Annotated in this window: 14 protein-coding genes; 11 read left to right on the top strand and 3 right to left on the bottom strand. The window is 33.8% G+C overall.

Annotation, left to right across the window (positions count from 1 at the left end; all coding sequences use genetic code 11):
* Window positions 1-30 precede the first annotated feature (30 nt).
* The 3 genes from AAEO57_RS12845 to AAEO57_RS12835 all read left to right on the top strand — a co-directional run bounded on the left by AAEO57_RS12845 (window position 31) and on the right by AAEO57_RS12835 (window position 4,118).
* On the top strand, window positions 31-2,058 hold the full coding sequence (locus AAEO57_RS12845) for a hypothetical protein (RefSeq protein WP_341693216.1): 2,028 nt from the start codon (window positions 31-33) through the stop codon (window positions 2,056-2,058).
* 123 nt (window positions 2,059-2,181) lie between these two features.
* Window positions 2,182-3,078 carry a LysR family transcriptional regulator gene (locus tag AAEO57_RS12840; RefSeq protein WP_341693215.1) on the top strand — a complete coding sequence of 299 codons (897 nt, stop codon included), beginning with the start codon at window positions 2,182-2,184 and terminating at the stop codon, window positions 3,076-3,078.
* Window positions 3,079-3,152: 74 nt separating this feature from the next.
* Window positions 3,153-4,118 (top strand): YeiH family protein, encoded by a 966-nt coding sequence (locus AAEO57_RS12835; RefSeq protein ID WP_341693214.1) that lies wholly within the window; start codon window positions 3,153-3,155, stop codon window positions 4,116-4,118.
* 2 nt (window positions 4,119-4,120) lie between these two features.
* On the opposite strand, the gene AAEO57_RS12830 is transcribed toward AAEO57_RS12835, so the two are convergent.
* Window positions 4,121-5,077: a hypothetical protein gene (locus AAEO57_RS12830; RefSeq protein WP_341693212.1), complete on the bottom strand. Its 957-nt coding sequence runs from the start codon at window positions 5,075-5,077 to the stop codon at window positions 4,121-4,123.
* Window positions 5,078-5,259: 182 nt separating this feature from the next.
* Between AAEO57_RS12830 and AAEO57_RS12825 the strand changes: the two genes are divergently transcribed.
* Window positions 5,260-6,258 carry a zinc dependent phospholipase C family protein gene (locus tag AAEO57_RS12825; protein WP_341693210.1) on the top strand — a complete coding sequence of 333 codons (999 nt, stop codon included), beginning with the start codon at window positions 5,260-5,262 and terminating at the stop codon, window positions 6,256-6,258.
* Between the two features lie 66 nt (window positions 6,259-6,324).
* Here the strand turns inward: AAEO57_RS12825 and AAEO57_RS12820 are convergent, their stop codons facing one another.
* On the bottom strand, window positions 6,325-6,957 hold the full coding sequence (locus AAEO57_RS12820) for an MCP four helix bundle domain-containing protein (RefSeq protein WP_341693208.1): 633 nt from the start codon (window positions 6,955-6,957) through the stop codon (window positions 6,325-6,327).
* A gap of 200 nt (window positions 6,958-7,157) precedes the next feature.
* Window positions 7,158-9,251 (bottom strand): LTA synthase family protein, encoded by a 2,094-nt coding sequence (locus tag AAEO57_RS12815; protein ID WP_341693206.1) that lies wholly within the window; start codon window positions 9,249-9,251, stop codon window positions 7,158-7,160.
* Between the two features lie 208 nt (window positions 9,252-9,459).
* On the opposite strand from AAEO57_RS12815, the gene AAEO57_RS12810 reads away from it, so the two are divergent.
* From AAEO57_RS12810 to hisB, 7 genes are all read left to right on the top strand, one after another.
* Entirely contained in the window at window positions 9,460-10,122 is a 663-nt protein-coding gene (locus tag AAEO57_RS12810) for a response regulator transcription factor (RefSeq protein WP_341693204.1), read from the top strand.
* A gap of 3 nt (window positions 10,123-10,125) precedes the next feature.
* A complete protein-coding gene (locus AAEO57_RS12805; protein ID WP_341693202.1) occupies window positions 10,126-11,514 on the top strand; it encodes a sensor histidine kinase in 1,389 nt (462 codons plus the stop codon).
* 300 nt (window positions 11,515-11,814) lie between these two features.
* Window positions 11,815-12,672, top strand: coding sequence for an ATP phosphoribosyltransferase (hisG, locus tag AAEO57_RS12800; RefSeq protein WP_341693200.1), 858 nt, complete (start codon window positions 11,815-11,817; stop codon window positions 12,670-12,672).
* Between the two features lie 110 nt (window positions 12,673-12,782).
* Window positions 12,783-14,066 carry a histidinol dehydrogenase gene (gene hisD / locus AAEO57_RS12795; protein WP_341693198.1) on the top strand — a complete coding sequence of 428 codons (1,284 nt, stop codon included), beginning with the start codon at window positions 12,783-12,785 and terminating at the stop codon, window positions 14,064-14,066.
* Window positions 14,067-14,163: 97 nt separating this feature from the next.
* The gene (gene hisC / locus AAEO57_RS12790) at window positions 14,164-15,201 is read left to right on the top strand and encodes a histidinol-phosphate transaminase (protein ID WP_341693196.1); all 1,038 of its coding nucleotides are present in this window, start codon (window positions 14,164-14,166) and stop codon (window positions 15,199-15,201) included.
* 22 nt (window positions 15,202-15,223) lie between these two features.
* Complete coding sequence (locus AAEO57_RS12785; RefSeq protein ID WP_341693194.1) at window positions 15,224-15,649, top strand: DUF2846 domain-containing protein; 426 nt, start codon at window positions 15,224-15,226, stop codon at window positions 15,647-15,649.
* 30 nt (window positions 15,650-15,679) lie between these two features.
* Window positions 15,680-16,816 (top strand): bifunctional histidinol-phosphatase/imidazoleglycerol-phosphate dehydratase HisB, encoded by a 1,137-nt coding sequence (hisB, locus tag AAEO57_RS12780; protein WP_341693192.1) that lies wholly within the window; start codon window positions 15,680-15,682, stop codon window positions 16,814-16,816.
* Window positions 16,817-16,843 lie beyond the last annotated feature (27 nt).

The following is a 16,843-nucleotide window of genomic DNA, read 5'->3' as shown; positions in this document are numbered from 1 at the left end:
TTCTAATTTTTCAATCTTTAAATTTAAATTATGACTACAAACACGATTCTATTATTACTACTTTCTTTAGTAATAGCTGGTGGATTGTCGTATTTTCAATATTTTTATAAAGCCAAAAGTTATTCAAATGTGAATATACTTTTGGCTTTTTTACGTTTTTTAATCATTTTTGGGTTATTGGTTTTACTGATTAATCCTGTGATGACTAAAAATTCACTTCAGGTTACCAAAGCGCCTTTGGCAATTGCGGTAGATAATTCGAGTTCTATTACGGCTTTGAAATCTGATAAAAAAGTGACAGAATTATATCAAAAACTGGTTTCGAACGCAGCCCTTCAGGAAAAGTTTGAAATTCAGTCTTATCAGTTTGATGCCGATTTTAAGCCTTCGGATAAATTTGATTTCAAAGGAAAACAAACCAATCTGGATGAAGTTGCTAAAAACTTAAAAAGCATCAATAAAAACCTGATCTTTCCAACGGTTATCATTACCGACGGGAATCAGACTACAGGAAATGATTATGTATATCGTTTTGATCCTGTTAATAAAGTGTATCCTTTGGTTGTGGGAGATACAACCACTTTTTTTGATTTAAAAATCAATCAGTTAAACGTCAATAAATACGCTTTTCATAAAAATAAATTTCCGGTTGAAGTGTTTCTGCAATATGCCGGTACTAAAGCTGTAAATGCCGATTTTACAATCTCACAGGGAAATTCAGTAGTTGCCAGAGAGAAAGTTTCTTTTTCTCCTTCTAAAAAAACAGCTTCTTTAAATTTACTCTTACCTGCTGACAAGGTTGGACTGCAAATTTTCAGAGCCAATATTTCTTCTAACGTAAAAGAGAAAAACAGTTACAACAATATCAAAAATTTTGCTGTTGAAGTAATCGATCAAAAGTCAACTATTGCAATCGTTTCGACTATAAATCATCCGGATATTGGCGCTTTGAAACGTTCGATTGAAACCAATGCACAGCGCAAAGTGATTCTGGCAAAACCAAATGAACTTGATAAATTAAACGATGTCTCAGTTTTGGTTTTGTATCAGCCAAATGCATCTTTTAAAGCTATTTTTGATAATAAAAAATTAGCCGAAACAAATAGTTTTATCATTACCGGAAATAACACCGACTTTAATTTCCTGAACCAAAAACAGAATAATCTGGTTTTTAAAATGAGTGGTCAAAGAGAAGATTATTTAACCGAATTTCAGTCTCAGTTTAATTTGTTTGCCATTGAAAATATTGGTTTTGAAAACTTCCCCCCATTACAGAATCTATTCGGGAGTGTGACGACGAGCGGAAATGTATCGGTTTTGCTTTCTTCTAAAATCAGGAATGTTTCGACCAATGCGCCTTTATTGGCTTTCGCCGAAAATCAGGGCAGACGAACCGCTTTTCTTTTAGGAGAAAACAGCTGGAAATGGCGTTTACAAAGCCATATTGACAATCAGTCGTTTGAAAAATATGATGTATTTATAGATAAGATTATTCAGTATTTGGCAACATCAGCTTCAAAAAAATCATTAGTTGTAACACACGAAAGCTTTTATAATTCGGGAGAAGCTATTGTCATCAATGCACAATACTTCAATAAAAATTATGAGTTTGACGAAAAAGCCAGATTAACCATCACGGTTACAAATGCTGAAACGAAACAAACCAAAAATTACGATTTACTAAAAGGAAACAATTCCTTCTCAGCTAATCTGGACGGATTAACAGCCGGAAAATACAATTTTACGGTAAAAGAATTAAATTCAAATACATCTTATTCAAGTCATTTTGAGATTTTGGATTTTGATATTGAAAAACAATTCGTAAATCCGGACGTTCAAAAATTGAAACAGTTGGCTTTGCAAACAAATGGAAAAGCCTTTTTCGAAAATCAGGCAGATGATTTGATTCAGACACTTTTAGAAAACAAAGATTATAAATCGATAGAGAAGAATATTTCAACAAAGACACCACTAATTGATTGGGTGTGGCTATTGGTTTTAATAGCTGCTTTACTGACTACGGAATGGTTTGTTAGGAAGTATAACGGGATGTTGTAGTTTATATTTATTTTATCTCAGTGAAACTTTGCGAAAGCTCTGTGAATCTCTGTGAAATAATTATAGCACAAAGTTTCACAAAGATTTCACAGAGATTCGCAAAGAATTTAAAAATAAGTAATCATGGACTTCAGGCTAAAAGTTTTCTACACCGTTGCACTCCGCCTTAACTTTACTAAAGCGGCAACAGAATTGTATATCACACAGCCAGCCGTTTCAAAACACATTCAAGAGCTCGAAGAAACGTATAAAACCAAGCTTTTTGAACGTAACGGTTCTAAAATTGCTTTAACTCCGGCAGGAAAAATCCTTTTAGAACATACCAAAAACATCTTCGAAATTTATCGTGAAATCGACTTTGATATGAGTTCGTTTCGTAACGAACGCCAGGGATTACTGCGATTAGGTTCAAGTACGACCATTTCACAATATATTATTTCGCCTGTTTTAGCAAGGTTTCATCAAAAACAGCAGGATATTAAAGTCAATTTATTGAATGGAAATACGGAACAGATTGAAAATGCCTTAATTAACAAGGAAATCGAAATCGGAATTGTTGAAGGACAGTCTAAAAATCAGTCTATTAAATATGTTCCGTTTATAAAAGACGAATTGGTTTTAGTTTGTAATACTCAAAACCCTTTGGTAAAACAAAATGAAATTTCACTGGAAGATTTAAAAACCATGAAATTCATCACCCGCGAGCGTGGTTCCGGAACACTAGAAGTTATTGAATATGCTTTAAAACAAGTCGGCGTAAAATTAACTGATTTGCAAATCGAAATGCAGTTAGGAAATACGGAAAGCATCAAATCGTATCTGCTCAATTCAGATTGTTTTGCTTTCATGTCAATACACGCAGTAGACAAGGAGCTTAAAAATAATGAATTAGTTGTTCTGGATGTAGAGAATTTAAAGATTGAAAGATACTTTTACATTATTACATTATTAGGGAAATCGGATGCTTTGTCTGAACTGTTTATTCAAAATATTTCATCTTATTATAACCTGAAGTTATAGTCGATTGTATTTTACGATTGGCGTTTTTAATATAAAGGGCAGAACTTTGCAGGGTAAATATTAAGTACCCTATTTTGAAAACACAACAACATACAGCATCCCATTTAGTAGAAGTTAATCTTTTTCTTCAGCAGCTTATTTTTGGAGCAGTAATCATTTTATGTCTGTTTTCAGTTATTTCACCGCCTATTGCTTTATTATTAGGTGTTCTGATTGTAAATGTTTTTGGGAATCCGTTTTTAGAATTCAATCACAAGGCCATCACCTTTTTATTGCAGTTTTCTGTAGTAGGCTTAGGTTTCGGAATGAATGCTTCATCAGCAATTTCAGCAGGAAAAGAAGGTTTTTTGTTAACTGTCCTGTCTATTTTCAGTACATTAATTTTTGGTACACTTTTAGGGAAATGGCTTAAAACCGAGAAAAAAACATCACACTTAATTTCATGTGGAACTGCAATCTGTGGCGGAAGTGCTATTGCCGCTATTTCGCCAACAATTAAATCAAATGAAAATCAGACTTCAATAGCTTTGGGGGTGATTTTTATTCTAAATTCAGTTGCCTTATTTGTGTTTCCTTTTATTGGGCATCAACTCGATTTATCTCAGAAAGATTTTGGATTATGGTGCGCCATTGCGATTCATGATACCAGTTCGGTAGTAGGAGCAGCCAATAAATATGGTGCCGAAGCCTTGCAGATTGCTACAACTGTAAAACTCGCAAGAGCATTATGGATCATTCCGATTTCGATTCTGACAGCGATTATTTTTAAAAATAAAAACTCAAAAATCAAGATTCCTTATTTTATTGGATTATTTATTTTGGCAATGCTTCTGAATTCATACGTACCGCAAATAGCCATTTTTACCCCAAATATTGTAGGAATTGCCAAAATCGGTTTAACAATAACTTTATTTTTGATCGGGGCAACTTTAAATAGTAATGCTTTAAAGTCAGTAGGAGTAAGGCCTTTATTGCAGGGCGTGTTTCTTTGGATATTTATTGCGGGTTTAGCTTTGGTGTCAATTCTTTATTTGAAATAGATTTATTTAATATTAGAAAATTTCACAACAGGTTTCCCTACAATAGTGTACCATTTGCCATCAAATGAAAGGTGTTTTTCAATTGTAAAATTAAATTGCTTTTTCGTTTTCACCATTTCACTTAACTCCTTTGGCATATCCAGTTCAAAGTCATCTTCAGTTCCTTTCGCTTTTTTATAGAATCCGGTTGTAGTAACTGTAAAATCCCTGAAAAACTTTTTCTTACCATCGTTAATGACTTTGTATGTACTGGACCATTCGGTACTGCCTTCGGCATTATTAGAAAGTCTGTAATCTCCCAGTTCCATTAAAGTCTGGTATTTTCCATTAAAACCTACGATAAGATATAGGTAGGCATTATAAGGTCCGCCAGCGCCTCCGTTGGCATGTATCAACGAAAAAGCATATTGATCTTCGCCAATTTCTACCAGTTTCAAAGCAGGTATATGAGAGAAAGCACCAAAGGCAGCAATTGCAGGCTGAAAAGATTTCATTTCCCAGACATTTCCATTTTTTGCAAATTTGGCTAAGCCTAATAGTCCTCCGCTAAAACGCCCGGTTTGTGATCCGTCCGCATCATAAACAGAATGATTAAAAACCAACATTTTGAATTGATTTCCTTTTGAATCCGAATAACTGATTGTGGTATCAAGTCTTGTTGCAACACCTTGCGTGTAAGGAAATAACGGGTCTTCTTCAACACCATTGACATCGGTGAATACTGAGGGTTTACAGGTATTGCATTTCCAGCTTATAAAAGTGTTGTAGGATGACTTCTTGTATAGCTTGCCGGGAAATAATTGCTGCATTGTTTGTACTCCATTCAGAGGATCAGATATTTTTAATTTTCTTTCGGAATTTAAAATGGTGTCGCTAACATTTTTTAATTGTACAATATCATCTTGTGCTGAACAGATAGAAATGAAAAGGAAGACAATACTCAAATAAATCAGGCGCATATATTTAATTTTTAAAGTAAAAATAGTACAAACTTTTGGAAAAAGTTTTTAAAATAGGTTTAATGCAAACTTGTTGGTAAATTAGGTCTAAAACCGAGTAAAATTAAATTAACACAATATTAATTACTATTCTTTTGAATTATCTTTAAATGAAATAAATTTGCACTTCAAATAAACTTCAAATGAAAAACTTTAAAAACAAACCAAAACTTATCGCTTTTTTTGCCATTGGAATTGGATTTTTGACCTTATCCTGGGGAATCGTTGGCCACGAACGAATCAATAAAGCTGCTGTAATGGCTTTACCACAACAGTTACAAGTCTTTTTTTACAATCATATTGATTTTATTACACAGGAAGCTTCAGTTCCAGATATTCGCAAATATGCCTTAAAGTACAAAGATGAAAACCCAAGGCATTATATTGATTTGGAAAACTTCGGTGCAATGGATAGCCTGCCTAAAACATTAGAGGAAGCAACTAAAAAATACGATGCAAAATTCCTAAATGATAACGGAATTCTACCTTGGTATATCGAAGACATGATGACCAAATTAACCAAGGCCTTCAAAGAAAAAAACAGAGCCGAAATTTTATTTCTGGCTGCAGATTTAGGTCATTACATCGGAGATGCACACATGCCGTTGCACACATCTGCCAATCATGACGGCCAATTGAGCGATCAAAAAGGAATACATTCGCTTTGGGAAAGCAGATTGCCAGAGTTATTTGTTAAAAATTACAAATTAAATGTTCCTGAAGCGCAATATTATGACGATGTTCATAAAGCGACCTGGGACATGATCAGAGATACCCACAGTTTGGTTCAGCCGTTATTGGCAGTGGATAAAAAACTAAGAACTTCAACTCCCGAAAATCAGGTTTTTGTTGTCGATGCTGATGGTAAAATTGTAAAGAGCAAATACAATTCGGCTAAATTTTCAGACGAATATGCAGCAAAATTGCACACCGAATTAAACGGAATGGTCGAAAACCAAATGAAAAAGGCCATTACAGCAACAGCCAGTTTTTGGTACACGGCCTGGGTAAATGCCGGAAAACCGGATTTAAGCGACTTAGATTCGAAAGAACTTACAAAACGCAACAGTAAAGCTTTAAAGCAGGAACTGAAATTATTCCAGAAAGGAAACCTTTTCGGAATGCAGAATCAAAATGATTAAGTATTTATATTCTCTATAAATTAAAAACGAAAGCCTGTAGAGTATTATTTTACAGGCTTTTTTGTTTTAATTAAGACTTGGCGACCCCGGAATCTTAATATTTCTTTTGTGCTTTTTTATAATCAGTAAATAAAAAGTAATTCCACCCAAAATTATCAACAGTGCAATTTCCAGCTGTCCCAGCGTATTATTACCGCTATGCATCGCATTAGCACTCGCAAGTTTGGCTTTTCCTTCCTTAACCTGAATCTCAGAAAGCTGATTCAGCGTGTTTAAAGCCTTGTCGCACAAAGGCACAATATGCTTCCAGTTTTTATTCTGTACATCCGTATTAATTGCAGAACAGGAAGCCAGAAAACTGTCAAAATGAATTTTTTCCTTCGGAGTCAGTACCGTTTTAAAATACAAATCATCAATGGTATGAATTATTCTCAGGGCATTTTTAATTTCGTCATTTTTCGTGATATCATTCAGATTCTCTTTCTGCGTTTCCGCTTTTATATAATGAAGCTCATTTGCGTACTGAAAAATATAGTACGCCACAACCAGTCTGTCATTGTAAATCGTATTGATGTTTTCGTTGACATTTTTAGAATTTCGCAGCGTATTAAAGTTGCTCAGCAAAATGATCAGCATCACAATAAGTAAAATAAAAGCGGCTTTTGTTTTGTTGCTGTATTTTTTTAAAATGTCTTTCATTTCGATAGATTTATAAATAGCTTCTTTCTCAAAGATACATAAATATAAGGTTTTAGATTGTTGAAATTTAGATTGTTAAATAGTATTTTTTTCAGGAGCTGTTTCCTGCTGTCCGCTGTATCTTTTGTGGCGAACCCCGCCACAAAAGGATGCCGCTCTCATCAGGGCTAGGGCTTTAGGTTTCATAACAGAGCAAGGTTTTACGATTTTTGATATCCTTTTCGTTTCAACAAATCCGAAGCTGTCTGATAAAACGAAATAGTTTCATTTACTAAATCGGTTCTTTCTGTTTTCAAAGCCTTTTCCTCGTAATGAATTTGATATTCCCGTGAAACTCCTTTTTTAGGGATTAAAGACAGCTGATATTGTTTTACCTGCTGTTTTGGCGATAAAATAGTAAGTATATTATCCCTAATCATTCCTAAATCCTGATATGTTGCGATAAAAGCTCTTGGTTTGTAATCTGATTTGAAAACATCCTGTCCGAAAAACTTGCTTTTATAATTAAAATGCAATAACCCGAAAAGAGTAGGCATTATATCGATCTGAGACATCAGTTGATTGTATTTTGCTGCCTTCATACCCGGATTGTAAATAAAAGCCGGAATGCGGTATTTGTCTAATGGAAGCTGCGTTTTCCCGGCACTTGAAGCACAATGGTCAGCAATAATTACGAAAACAGTATTTTGAAACCACGGCTGTTTACAGGCCATAGCAAAAAATTTCTGTAATGCATAATCGGTATATTTTACACCGCCATTACGTGATTTTATATCTCCAGGAATATCAATTTTATTGTTAGGAAATGTAAAAGGTCTGTGATTGCTCACAGTCATAATATGATTAAAGAAAGGTTTTTTTTGTTTTGCCTCATTATTCATAATTTTAATGGCTTTTTTATACATGTCTTCGTCGCATACACCCCAAACATTCGAAAACGTAATTTCTTCAGGTTTGAAATTCAGCTTATCAACAATTTCATATCCATTTCCAGAATAAAAATCCCGCATGTTATCAAAAAAAGCATCACCTCCGTACATGAACTTGACATTATATCCTTTTTGTTTAAAAATATTTCCGGTTGAAAATTTATTTTTATTGTCTTCACGTTTTATAACGCTTTCGCCGGCAGTTGGCGGCAAACAGAGCGTTACAGCTTCGAGCCCGCGTACAGTCCGGTTTCCTGCTGCATACAAATTGGTAAATTGTAAGCTCTTTTGAGCCAGACTATCTAAAAATGGAGTAATATTTTGGTTGTTTCCGTATAGTTTCAGGAATTCGGCACTATAACTTTCAATTGTAATAAGCACTACATTTTTATGGTTTTCAGGAGAAACATTATTGATTACACGAGTAGTATTTCTATCTGAAATTGTTCTAAATTGCTGTTTCATAACAGCATAAGCCTTTTCTTTGGGTAGTGTTTTGTAAAATTTAAAATAGTCTAATTTATTATTCTGAAAAGCCAGATAAAATTTATATAATCCATTAGACTGTAATTCATTGACAAATACGTTCTTTGAGTTTTCTGTTTTGGATAATGCCGGAACTGTTATCAATGAAACTAAAAAGAGCACTATATAAATCCCTGAAATTTGTAGTTTAGTTTTAAAATCTGGTATTTCATCGATATAACGCCTTGATTTTTTTAGTATAAACCAGGTGACAGCTCCTGTTGCCAAAAATAAAACTGAAAATATTGGAATTACCGGGTAGGACTGGACGATGTTTCCAATGACTTCGTTGGTATAAATCAGATAATTTACGGCAATAAAGTTGTATTTGACGCCGAATTCATTCCAGAAGAAAAATTCACTTATTCCATTTTGAAGAATCAGTAAAACATATAAAAAGACAACAAAAGCAAAGAGCCAAAACCTGATTTTTTCTCGTAGTTTCGGAACAAATAATAAGAGAGCAAATAAAAAAGTTTTGATTCCGATAAAAATTAAAATAATTCCTGGCAACGCCCCGCCATATTCGTCAAAAATGCTTTTTCCGGATGCAACATATAAAAATAGAACTACAAGTAAGCTCAGGATTATATAACCAAAAGGCTTGTTGTATTTTGAATTGGAGATAAAAATTAAATAGAGCCATAAAAAAAAGCTCATGATTATAAAAACAAATACATCAGACAGTAATCCAATACTTAGGATTTTAAGGCTTTCCGACAGAGTAAAAGAACTTTGTGTTATCGGATGAAAAAAAAGTACAACCCGTAACAGAAAACTGATAATAAAATAGAATATACCAAGGTTGTAAAACGGTGAAAGCTTCTTGTAGAAAATCATGAATTATTTTTTTACAAAACTAATTTCAGTTGATTAATTCGGAATTAAGAAAGAACTTTACCTTACTTAGTGTGAACTTAATATTTACTTAAGATAACTCTGTTTTTTTGTATTGTGATGATTTTAAGTTTTTCAGGAATGCAAAACATTTATCTTTGACAAAAATAACTATAAAACCAAAGTTTAGTCTTACTTAAAAACAGTAGCAATGCATATTTTAATAGTAGAAGATGAGTTAGGAATTGTTCAGTTTTTGCAGCAGGGTCTGCAGGAAGAAGGATATCAGATAACCACTGCAAATGATGGTTTAAAGGGTTTTGAGTTAACTCAAAGCCAACAATTTGATTTGATTTTGCTGGATTGGATGTTGCCTAAAATAAGTGGTATAGATCTTTGTAAAGCCATTAGAATTAAAAACCAGACAACTCCCATTATTTTTTTGACGGCAAAAGATACTGTAAAAGAAACTATTGAAGGTTTAAAAGCAGGGGCTAATGATTATATTAAAAAGCCTTTTAGTTTTGAAGAGCTGGTAGAGCGTATCAAAGTTCATTTCAGGTATCAGAAAGGTGCAGAAACATTGTCGTTGGGAGCTATTCAAATTGATTTGTCTAAATATACGGTTCTAAAAAATGATGAAGAAATCTCACTTACCCAAAGAGAGTTTGAATTGTTGGTGTATTTGATTAAAAATAAAGGTAAAGTATGTACCCGCAATCAGATTTTAAAGGATGTATGGGATATCAATTTTGAGTATGATACCGGTGTTATTGATGTTTTTATGAATGCCATCAGAAAAAAGCTGAATTTGAAAATCGAAGAAGACTACATAAAAACCATCCGCGGCGTAGGATACATTGCAAACGATTAAAAAATGACACAGCTTTCCTTTAGAAACAGAATTGCATTATACTATATTATTACAACCGGATTATTGATTCTGGTAGTTTTTTCGGCAATCTATTCCACGGTAAAATATACGGTCTATAAGCGTCTGGATCAGAATTTAATGATCGAAATTGAGGATCATTTAAGAGAAATCAAAGTAGAGAACAATGTGGTCATTTTAATGGATGCTGAAGAATGGGAAGAACGCGAACATAATTCTGTAGATGTAAACCCGGTATTCGTTCAGTTTTTGGATGTAAATAAAAAGGTAATCGAAAAATCACCTAATCTAAAGAATGAAGTCCTTGTGTTTAATGAAAATATCGATCATTTTAAGACGTTTGATACAAAATTATTAAACAGCAAAGTAAGGCAGATTCAGGTTTCGCTTTATATAAAATCAAAAAAAATAGGCTATCTGATAATCGCCATGCCACTGACAGATTTGGCAAAAGTTTTAGACAATCTTTTTGAGACCTTGTTGATTGCATTTCCCGTAATTTTAGTAATACTTTTTTTAATAGCGCGATTTTTTGCCGGAAGAAGTATTAAACCTATTAATGCAATTACAGATATTTCAGGTATGATTACAAAGGATAATCTGAAAACCCGTATTCCTCTGCCCAAAAAACGAGATGAATTATACACACTTTCAGAAACGATAAACAGCCTGTTAAATCGTATAGAAGATGCTGTTGAGCGCGAAAAACAATTTACGTCTGATGCTTCACATGAGCTAAGAACACCTTTAACAGTAATTAAGGGAACTCTTGAAGTTTTAGTTAGAAAACCCCGTGATAATAAGGAATACGAAGAAAAAATAAACTATTGTATCAATGAAGTTGACCATTTAAATATGCTGGTTGATCAGCTCCTTATGCTGGCAAGGTTTGAGAATCAAAGAAAAAATATATTACACGAGTCTGTTTATCTGAATGCTGTAATACTGGATGTTGTTACCTTGAATTCAGAAAAAATAAACAGCAAGAAAATAAATATGAAATTTGATGCAAGTGAAGATTTTTATATCAATTCAGACAATTATCTAGTTGCAACTATTTTAAGGAATATCATTTCGAATGCTGTCAAATATACAAATGAAAGTGGTGAGGTATCCGTTTCTCTGTCTAAAGCAAACAGCAAAATAATCTGTAAAATTTCAGACAACGGAATCGGAATTGCACAAAAAGATTTAGAAGCCGTTTTTAATCCTTTTTTCAGATCAAATTTTGCGATACACCCCGACATAAAAGGAACAGGGCTCGGATTGTCTATTGTGAAACGTTTTACAGAACTTCTTGAAATTAAATTTCAGATAGAAAGCAAGATTGATATAGGTACTACAGTAGTTTTAGAATTTAATGAAGAAAAATAATTATAGTCTGAAAAAACGTAAAGAATCTTTTTTTTAACAATAAACTTCGGTTAAGTTAAAATAAAAATTGTTTTTTTATGAAATTAACCTGTATATTTGCAACCGAATCAAAGAATAAAAAAACAACCAACAATGTTTATAAACCAATTACATCATCATCATTTTCATAATTGCTCTCAGGCGATGTGTTAATGTATGGATGTAAATCATCATATTTTAAAACCCGTTTGAGTACATCAAACGGGTTTTTTTATTACCTATTCTTTGTACTCAAACTATTAATTAAACAAAAAAAGAAAAATGAGTACTTTAAAAATTGCAATTCAGAAATCAGGTCGTTTAAACGAAGACAGCATTCAGATCTTAAAAGACTGCGGTATTTCTATCAACAACGGAATCGACCAGTTAAAAGCAGAAGCATCAAACTTTCCTCTTGAAGTTTTATATTTAAGAAATTCTGATATTCCTCAATATTTAATTGACGGAGTGGTAGATTTAGCAATTGTGGGTGATAATCTTTTGGTCGAAAAAGGAAAAGGAATCGAAGTGGTTCAGAAATTAGGATTTTCAAAATGCAAAGTTTCTGTAGCAGTTCCTAAAACTTTTGAGTACAATTCAATTCAGGATTTAGCGGGTTTACGAGTTGCGACTTCTTATCCCAATACGGTTAATGAATATTTTGCTTCATTCGGATTGACAGTGGATATTCACCAGATTTCAGGCTCAGTAGAAATTGCACCAAATATTGGTCTTGCCGATGCGATTGTTGATATTGTTTCCAGCGGAAGTACTTTGTTTAAAAACAATTTGAAAGAAGTAGAAGTAATTCTGAAAAGTGAAGCAGTTTTAGCTGTTTCACCAAAAGTTTCTCCTGAAATTCAAAAGCACATTGATACCTTAAAATTCAGAATTCAGTCTGTTTTAAGAGCAAGAAATTCAAAATACATTTTGATGAACGTACCAAACGACAAGATTGATGAAATTGGTAAAATCTTACCGGTTTTAAGAAGCCTTACCGTTTTACCATTGGCTCAGGAGGGCTGGAGCAGCGTACACTCTGTAATAGACAAAGATACTTTTTGGGACGTAATCGATCAGTTGAAAGAAGCCGGAGCCGAAGGAATTTTGGTTTGCCCAATTGAGAAAATGGTACTATAAAAAAGGGAAATTTCAATAAGTAAAATCCAAATTCCAACTTTGCATTTCTTACAATCGTACAGAATTGGAATTTGGAATTTTTAAAAATTTGGAATTTAATATATAATATTATGAATAAAATAAATAACCCAAAACCGGATACCTGGTCCCAAATATTAAAAAGACCTACGAAAACCATCGATGATATCGAAGTTACGGTTAAAGAAATTTTTAAAGAAGTACAGAAAAAAGGAGATGAAGCAGTTGCGAAATACACTTCTATCTTTGATGGAATTACTTTAAATAATTATGAAGTTTCTCAGGCAGAAATTGAAGAAGCAATTAATTTAGTTTCAGCCGAATTGAAAGAAGCAATCCAGCTGGCTAAAAACAATATTTATAAATTTCATTCTGCACAAAAAACAGACAGAATTTCAATTGAAACGATTGAAGGGGTAAACTGCTGGCAGGAAAAAAGACCGATTCAGAAAATTGGGTTATATATTCCGGGCGGAACAGCTCCTTTGTTTTCAACGGTTTTAATGCTCGCTGTTCCTGCTGAAATTGCTGGAACTAAAGAAATTGTTTTATGCTCGCCTCCGGATAAAAACGGAAAAATCAATCCTGCGATTTTGTATGCGGCCAATTTGTGTGGTGTAACAAAAATATTAAAAGTAGGCGGAATTCAGGCCATTGCCGGAATGACGTTTGGGACAAAATCAATTCCGAAAGTGTATAAAATTTTTGGTCCCGGAAATCAATTTGTAACGGTGGCAAAACAATTGGCAACACAATTTGGTGTAGCGATTGACATGCCTGCCGGGCCATCAGAATTATTGGTGGTGGCAGATGATACCGCCGTTCCTGCCTTTGTAGCTTCGGATTTGTTGTCTCAGGCAGAACATGGAGGTGACAGTCAGGTAATTTTGGTTTCGACTTCGAAAAAATTGATTGGCGCTGTTGAAAAAGAAATAGAAATTCAGCTTGAAGCACTTCCAAGAAAAGAAATTGCAAAAAAAGCCATTACGAATTCTAAATTAATTTTTGTTGAAAATGACAAAATTGCCTTGGACTTAATCAATGAATACGGTCCGGAACATTTTATTATCTGTTCAGAATATGATGATTTCTATTGCAACGGAATCGTAAATGCAGGTTCTGTTTTTATCGGGAATTATACTCCCGAAAGTGCCGGTGATTACGCTTCAGGAACCAATCATACTTTGCCGACAAATGGATATGCGAAAAATTACAGTGGCGTAAATCTCGACAGTTTTATGAAATCAATGACGTTTCAGAAAATTTCAGAAAAAGGAATTCAGAATATCGGAAAAGCGATTGAAGTTATGGCTGAAGCCGAGGGATTACAGGCACATAAAAATGCTGTGACGTTGAGATTGAATAGTTTAGAATAAAGAAAATAGAAACAAGAAGCAAGATGAAAGAGTTAAAGGATAGATTTAAATCTTTATTCTTGTCTCTTGATTCTTTCTTCTCCTTAAAAATAAAAGAATGGAATTCGATATAAATACAATAACACGTGAAAACGTAAAATCTTTAAAACCGTATTCGTCTGCACGTGATGAATTTGAAGATTTTGATACAGCCGAAATGATTTTTCTGGATGCGAATGAAAATCCGTTTCAAAATGGAGTAAACCGTTATCCGGATCCGCAGCAGAATTCGGTTAAAGCAATTTTAGCCAGAAATAATAATGTAAAACAAAGCCAAATTTTATTAGGAAACGGAAGTGATGAGGTTTTAGATTTGCTTTTCAGGGCTTTTTGTGAACCGAAAACTGATAATATTATTTCGTTGCCGCCAACTTACGGAATGTACAGCGTTCTGGCGAATATTAATGCAGTAGAAAACAGGGAAGTTTTGCTTTCTAAAGATTTTCAGCCACAGGTGGAGAAAATTTTAGAAGTTGTTGACAACAATACAAAAATCATCTTTTTATGTTCGCCAAACAATCCAACCGGAAATTCATTTTCAGATGAAAGTGTGGTCAAACTACTTCAAAACTTTAAAGGTTTAGTGGTAATTGATGAAGCCTACATTGATTTTTCGGATAAAGAAAGCTGGCTGATTGAAATTGATGAGTATCCAAATCTGGTAATCACACAAACACTTTCAAAAGCGTATGGTCTGGCAGGAATCCGTTTGGGAGTTTGTTATGCTTCAGAAGCTGTGATCTCAATTTTAAACAAAATTAAACCTCCATATAATGTAAACGAATTAACGCAGCAAAGAGCGATCGAGCGTTTGAAGGACGGTGAAAAAATAAAACAAGAAATTACTGCTATCATCGAACAACGAGAAGAATTACTTAAAGTTTTGGGAGATGTTACTTTTGTTGAAAAAGTATATCCCACAGAAGCTAATTTTGTGTTGGTAAAAGTGGACGATGCTAATAAACGTTATGATGAATTAATTTCAAAAGGAATTGTAATCCGTAACAGAACTACGCAGCCACTTTGTGAGAACACTTTGCGTTTTACGATTGGAACATCAGATGAAAATAAGAAATTAATAGAAGCATTGAAGTAGATTAAAAAAACACTCTTAATTCATGAAAAAAATAATATTTGCATTTTTACTCGCTACAATAATTGTATCATCAGGTAAAGCACAAGATATTCAACAAAAGACAGATACAGGTAAAATTTATTTTTTGCGGTCAACAGGTTTTACCGGTTCAGCACAAGCATTTAAAACATTTATTGATGAGAAATTTGTTTGCAAACTGAATAATAAAAAATATTCAATTCATGAAGTACCAGTTGGAAAACATGTTTGTTCGGTTCAATTTGGTGGGAAAACATCAAAAGAAGGAGCTGAAAAATTTGAGGTTGAAGTTGAAGCAGGAAAAATAACCTATGTTCAGATTGTATTCGAAACAGGTTTATGGATCAATAATATCTATTGCGAAGAAATAACTGAGAATTCTGCTAAAAAGAAAATGGAGCAGATGAAAGAAGATACAGATTGTCTATAAATTTTTAAAGACATTTAAGCAAAATAAAAAATGAAAAAAGTACTTTTTATCGATCGTGACGGAACGATTGTTTTAGAACCGGAAGGATATCAATTAGACAGTTTAGATAAACTGGAGTTTTATCCGAAAGCGTTTCAGTATCTGGCTAAAATTGCCAATGAACTGGATTATGAACTGGCAATGGTAACCAATCAGGACGGACTGGGGACGGATAGTTTTCCGGAAGATACGTTTTGGCCAACGCAGAATTTTATTCTGAGAGCTTTTGAAAACGAAGGCGTTTTGTTTGATGATATTTTTGTAGACAGATCGTTTCCGGAAGATAATGTGCCAACCCGCAAACCTAGAACCGGAATGCTGACAAAATATATTGACAATCCAAATTACGATCTGGTCAATTCTTTTGTATTGGGTGATCGTCTGACAGATGTTGAACTGGCTAAAAACTTAGGTGCAAAAGCCATTTTTATGAATTTGACAGATGGAGCAGGAAGTACCGAAATTGCATCAAAACGTGAAGAGTTAGATGAAACTATTGTGCTTCAGACAACGGACTGGAAAACGATTTATGAGTTTTTGAAATTAGAAGCACGTTCTGCTTCGATTACCCGTAAAACACATGAAACGGATATTTTTATCAATTTAAATCTGGACGGAACAGGAAAAAGTAAAATCGATACGGGAATTGCTTTTTTTGACCATATGTTGGATCAGATTTCACGTCACGGTCAAATGGATCTGGAAATTCTGGTAAAAGGCGATTTAGAAGTTGATGAACATCATACGATTGAAGATACAGCCATTGCGCTTGGAGAGGTTTTCGCAAAAGCGCTAGGGAATAAATTAGGTATTGAGCGTTATGGTTTCTGTTTGCCAATGGACGATTGTTTGGCTCAGGTTGCTATTGATTTTGGAGGAAGAAACTGGCTGATTTGGGAAACCGAATTCAAACGCGAAATGGTAGGTAAAATGCCAACAGAAATGTTTTTTCACTTCTTTAAATCGTTCTCAGACGGTGCAAAAGCGAATATCAACATCAAGGCGGAAGGTGATAACGAGCACCACAAGATTGAAGCGATTTTTAAAGCTTTCGCTAAAGCGATAAAAGTGGCCGTAAAAAGAGATACCGAGAAAATGATTTTGCCTTCGACGAAAGGAATGTTATAATGGCTCTGAGCTTTCAGCTGTGGGCAA

Origin of the sequence: Flavobacterium calami, from assembly GCF_038290035.1 — a bacterium.
Classification (GTDB): Bacteria; Bacteroidota; Bacteroidia; order Flavobacteriales; family Flavobacteriaceae; genus Flavobacterium; species Flavobacterium calami.
The sequence above is the reverse complement of the archived record's forward strand: the minus strand, read 5'-3'. Positions and strand labels throughout refer to the sequence as shown.

Bases quoted from the DNA above. Each gene is read 5' to 3' on its own strand.
- AAEO57_RS12845 (WP_341693216.1), top strand. From the start codon at position 31: ATGACTACAAACACGATTCTATTATTACTACTTTCTTTAGTAATAGCT.
- AAEO57_RS12840 (WP_341693215.1), top strand. From the start codon at position 2,182: ATGGACTTCAGGCTAAAAGTTTTCTACACCGTTGCACTCCGCCTTAAC.
- AAEO57_RS12830 (WP_341693212.1), bottom strand. From the start codon at position 5,077: ATGCGCCTGATTTATTTGAGTATTGTCTTCCTTTTCATTTCTATCTGT.
- AAEO57_RS12825 (WP_341693210.1), top strand. From the start codon at position 5,260: ATGAAAAACTTTAAAAACAAACCAAAACTTATCGCTTTTTTTGCCATT.
- AAEO57_RS12820 (WP_341693208.1), bottom strand. From the start codon at position 6,957: ATGAAAGACATTTTAAAAAAATACAGCAACAAAACAAAAGCCGCTTTT.
- AAEO57_RS12815 (WP_341693206.1), bottom strand. From the start codon at position 9,251: ATGATTTTCTACAAGAAGCTTTCACCGTTTTACAACCTTGGTATATTC.
- AAEO57_RS12810 (WP_341693204.1), top strand. From the start codon at position 9,460: ATGCATATTTTAATAGTAGAAGATGAGTTAGGAATTGTTCAGTTTTTG.
- AAEO57_RS12805 (WP_341693202.1), top strand. From the start codon at position 10,126: ATGACACAGCTTTCCTTTAGAAACAGAATTGCATTATACTATATTATT.
- hisG (WP_341693200.1), top strand. From the start codon at position 11,815: ATGAGTACTTTAAAAATTGCAATTCAGAAATCAGGTCGTTTAAACGAA.
- hisD (WP_341693198.1), top strand. From the start codon at position 12,783: ATGAATAAAATAAATAACCCAAAACCGGATACCTGGTCCCAAATATTA.
- hisC (WP_341693196.1), top strand. From the start codon at position 14,164: ATGGAATTCGATATAAATACAATAACACGTGAAAACGTAAAATCTTTA.
- AAEO57_RS12785 (WP_341693194.1), top strand. From the start codon at position 15,224: ATGAAAAAAATAATATTTGCATTTTTACTCGCTACAATAATTGTATCA.
- hisB (WP_341693192.1), top strand. From the start codon at position 15,680: ATGAAAAAAGTACTTTTTATCGATCGTGACGGAACGATTGTTTTAGAA.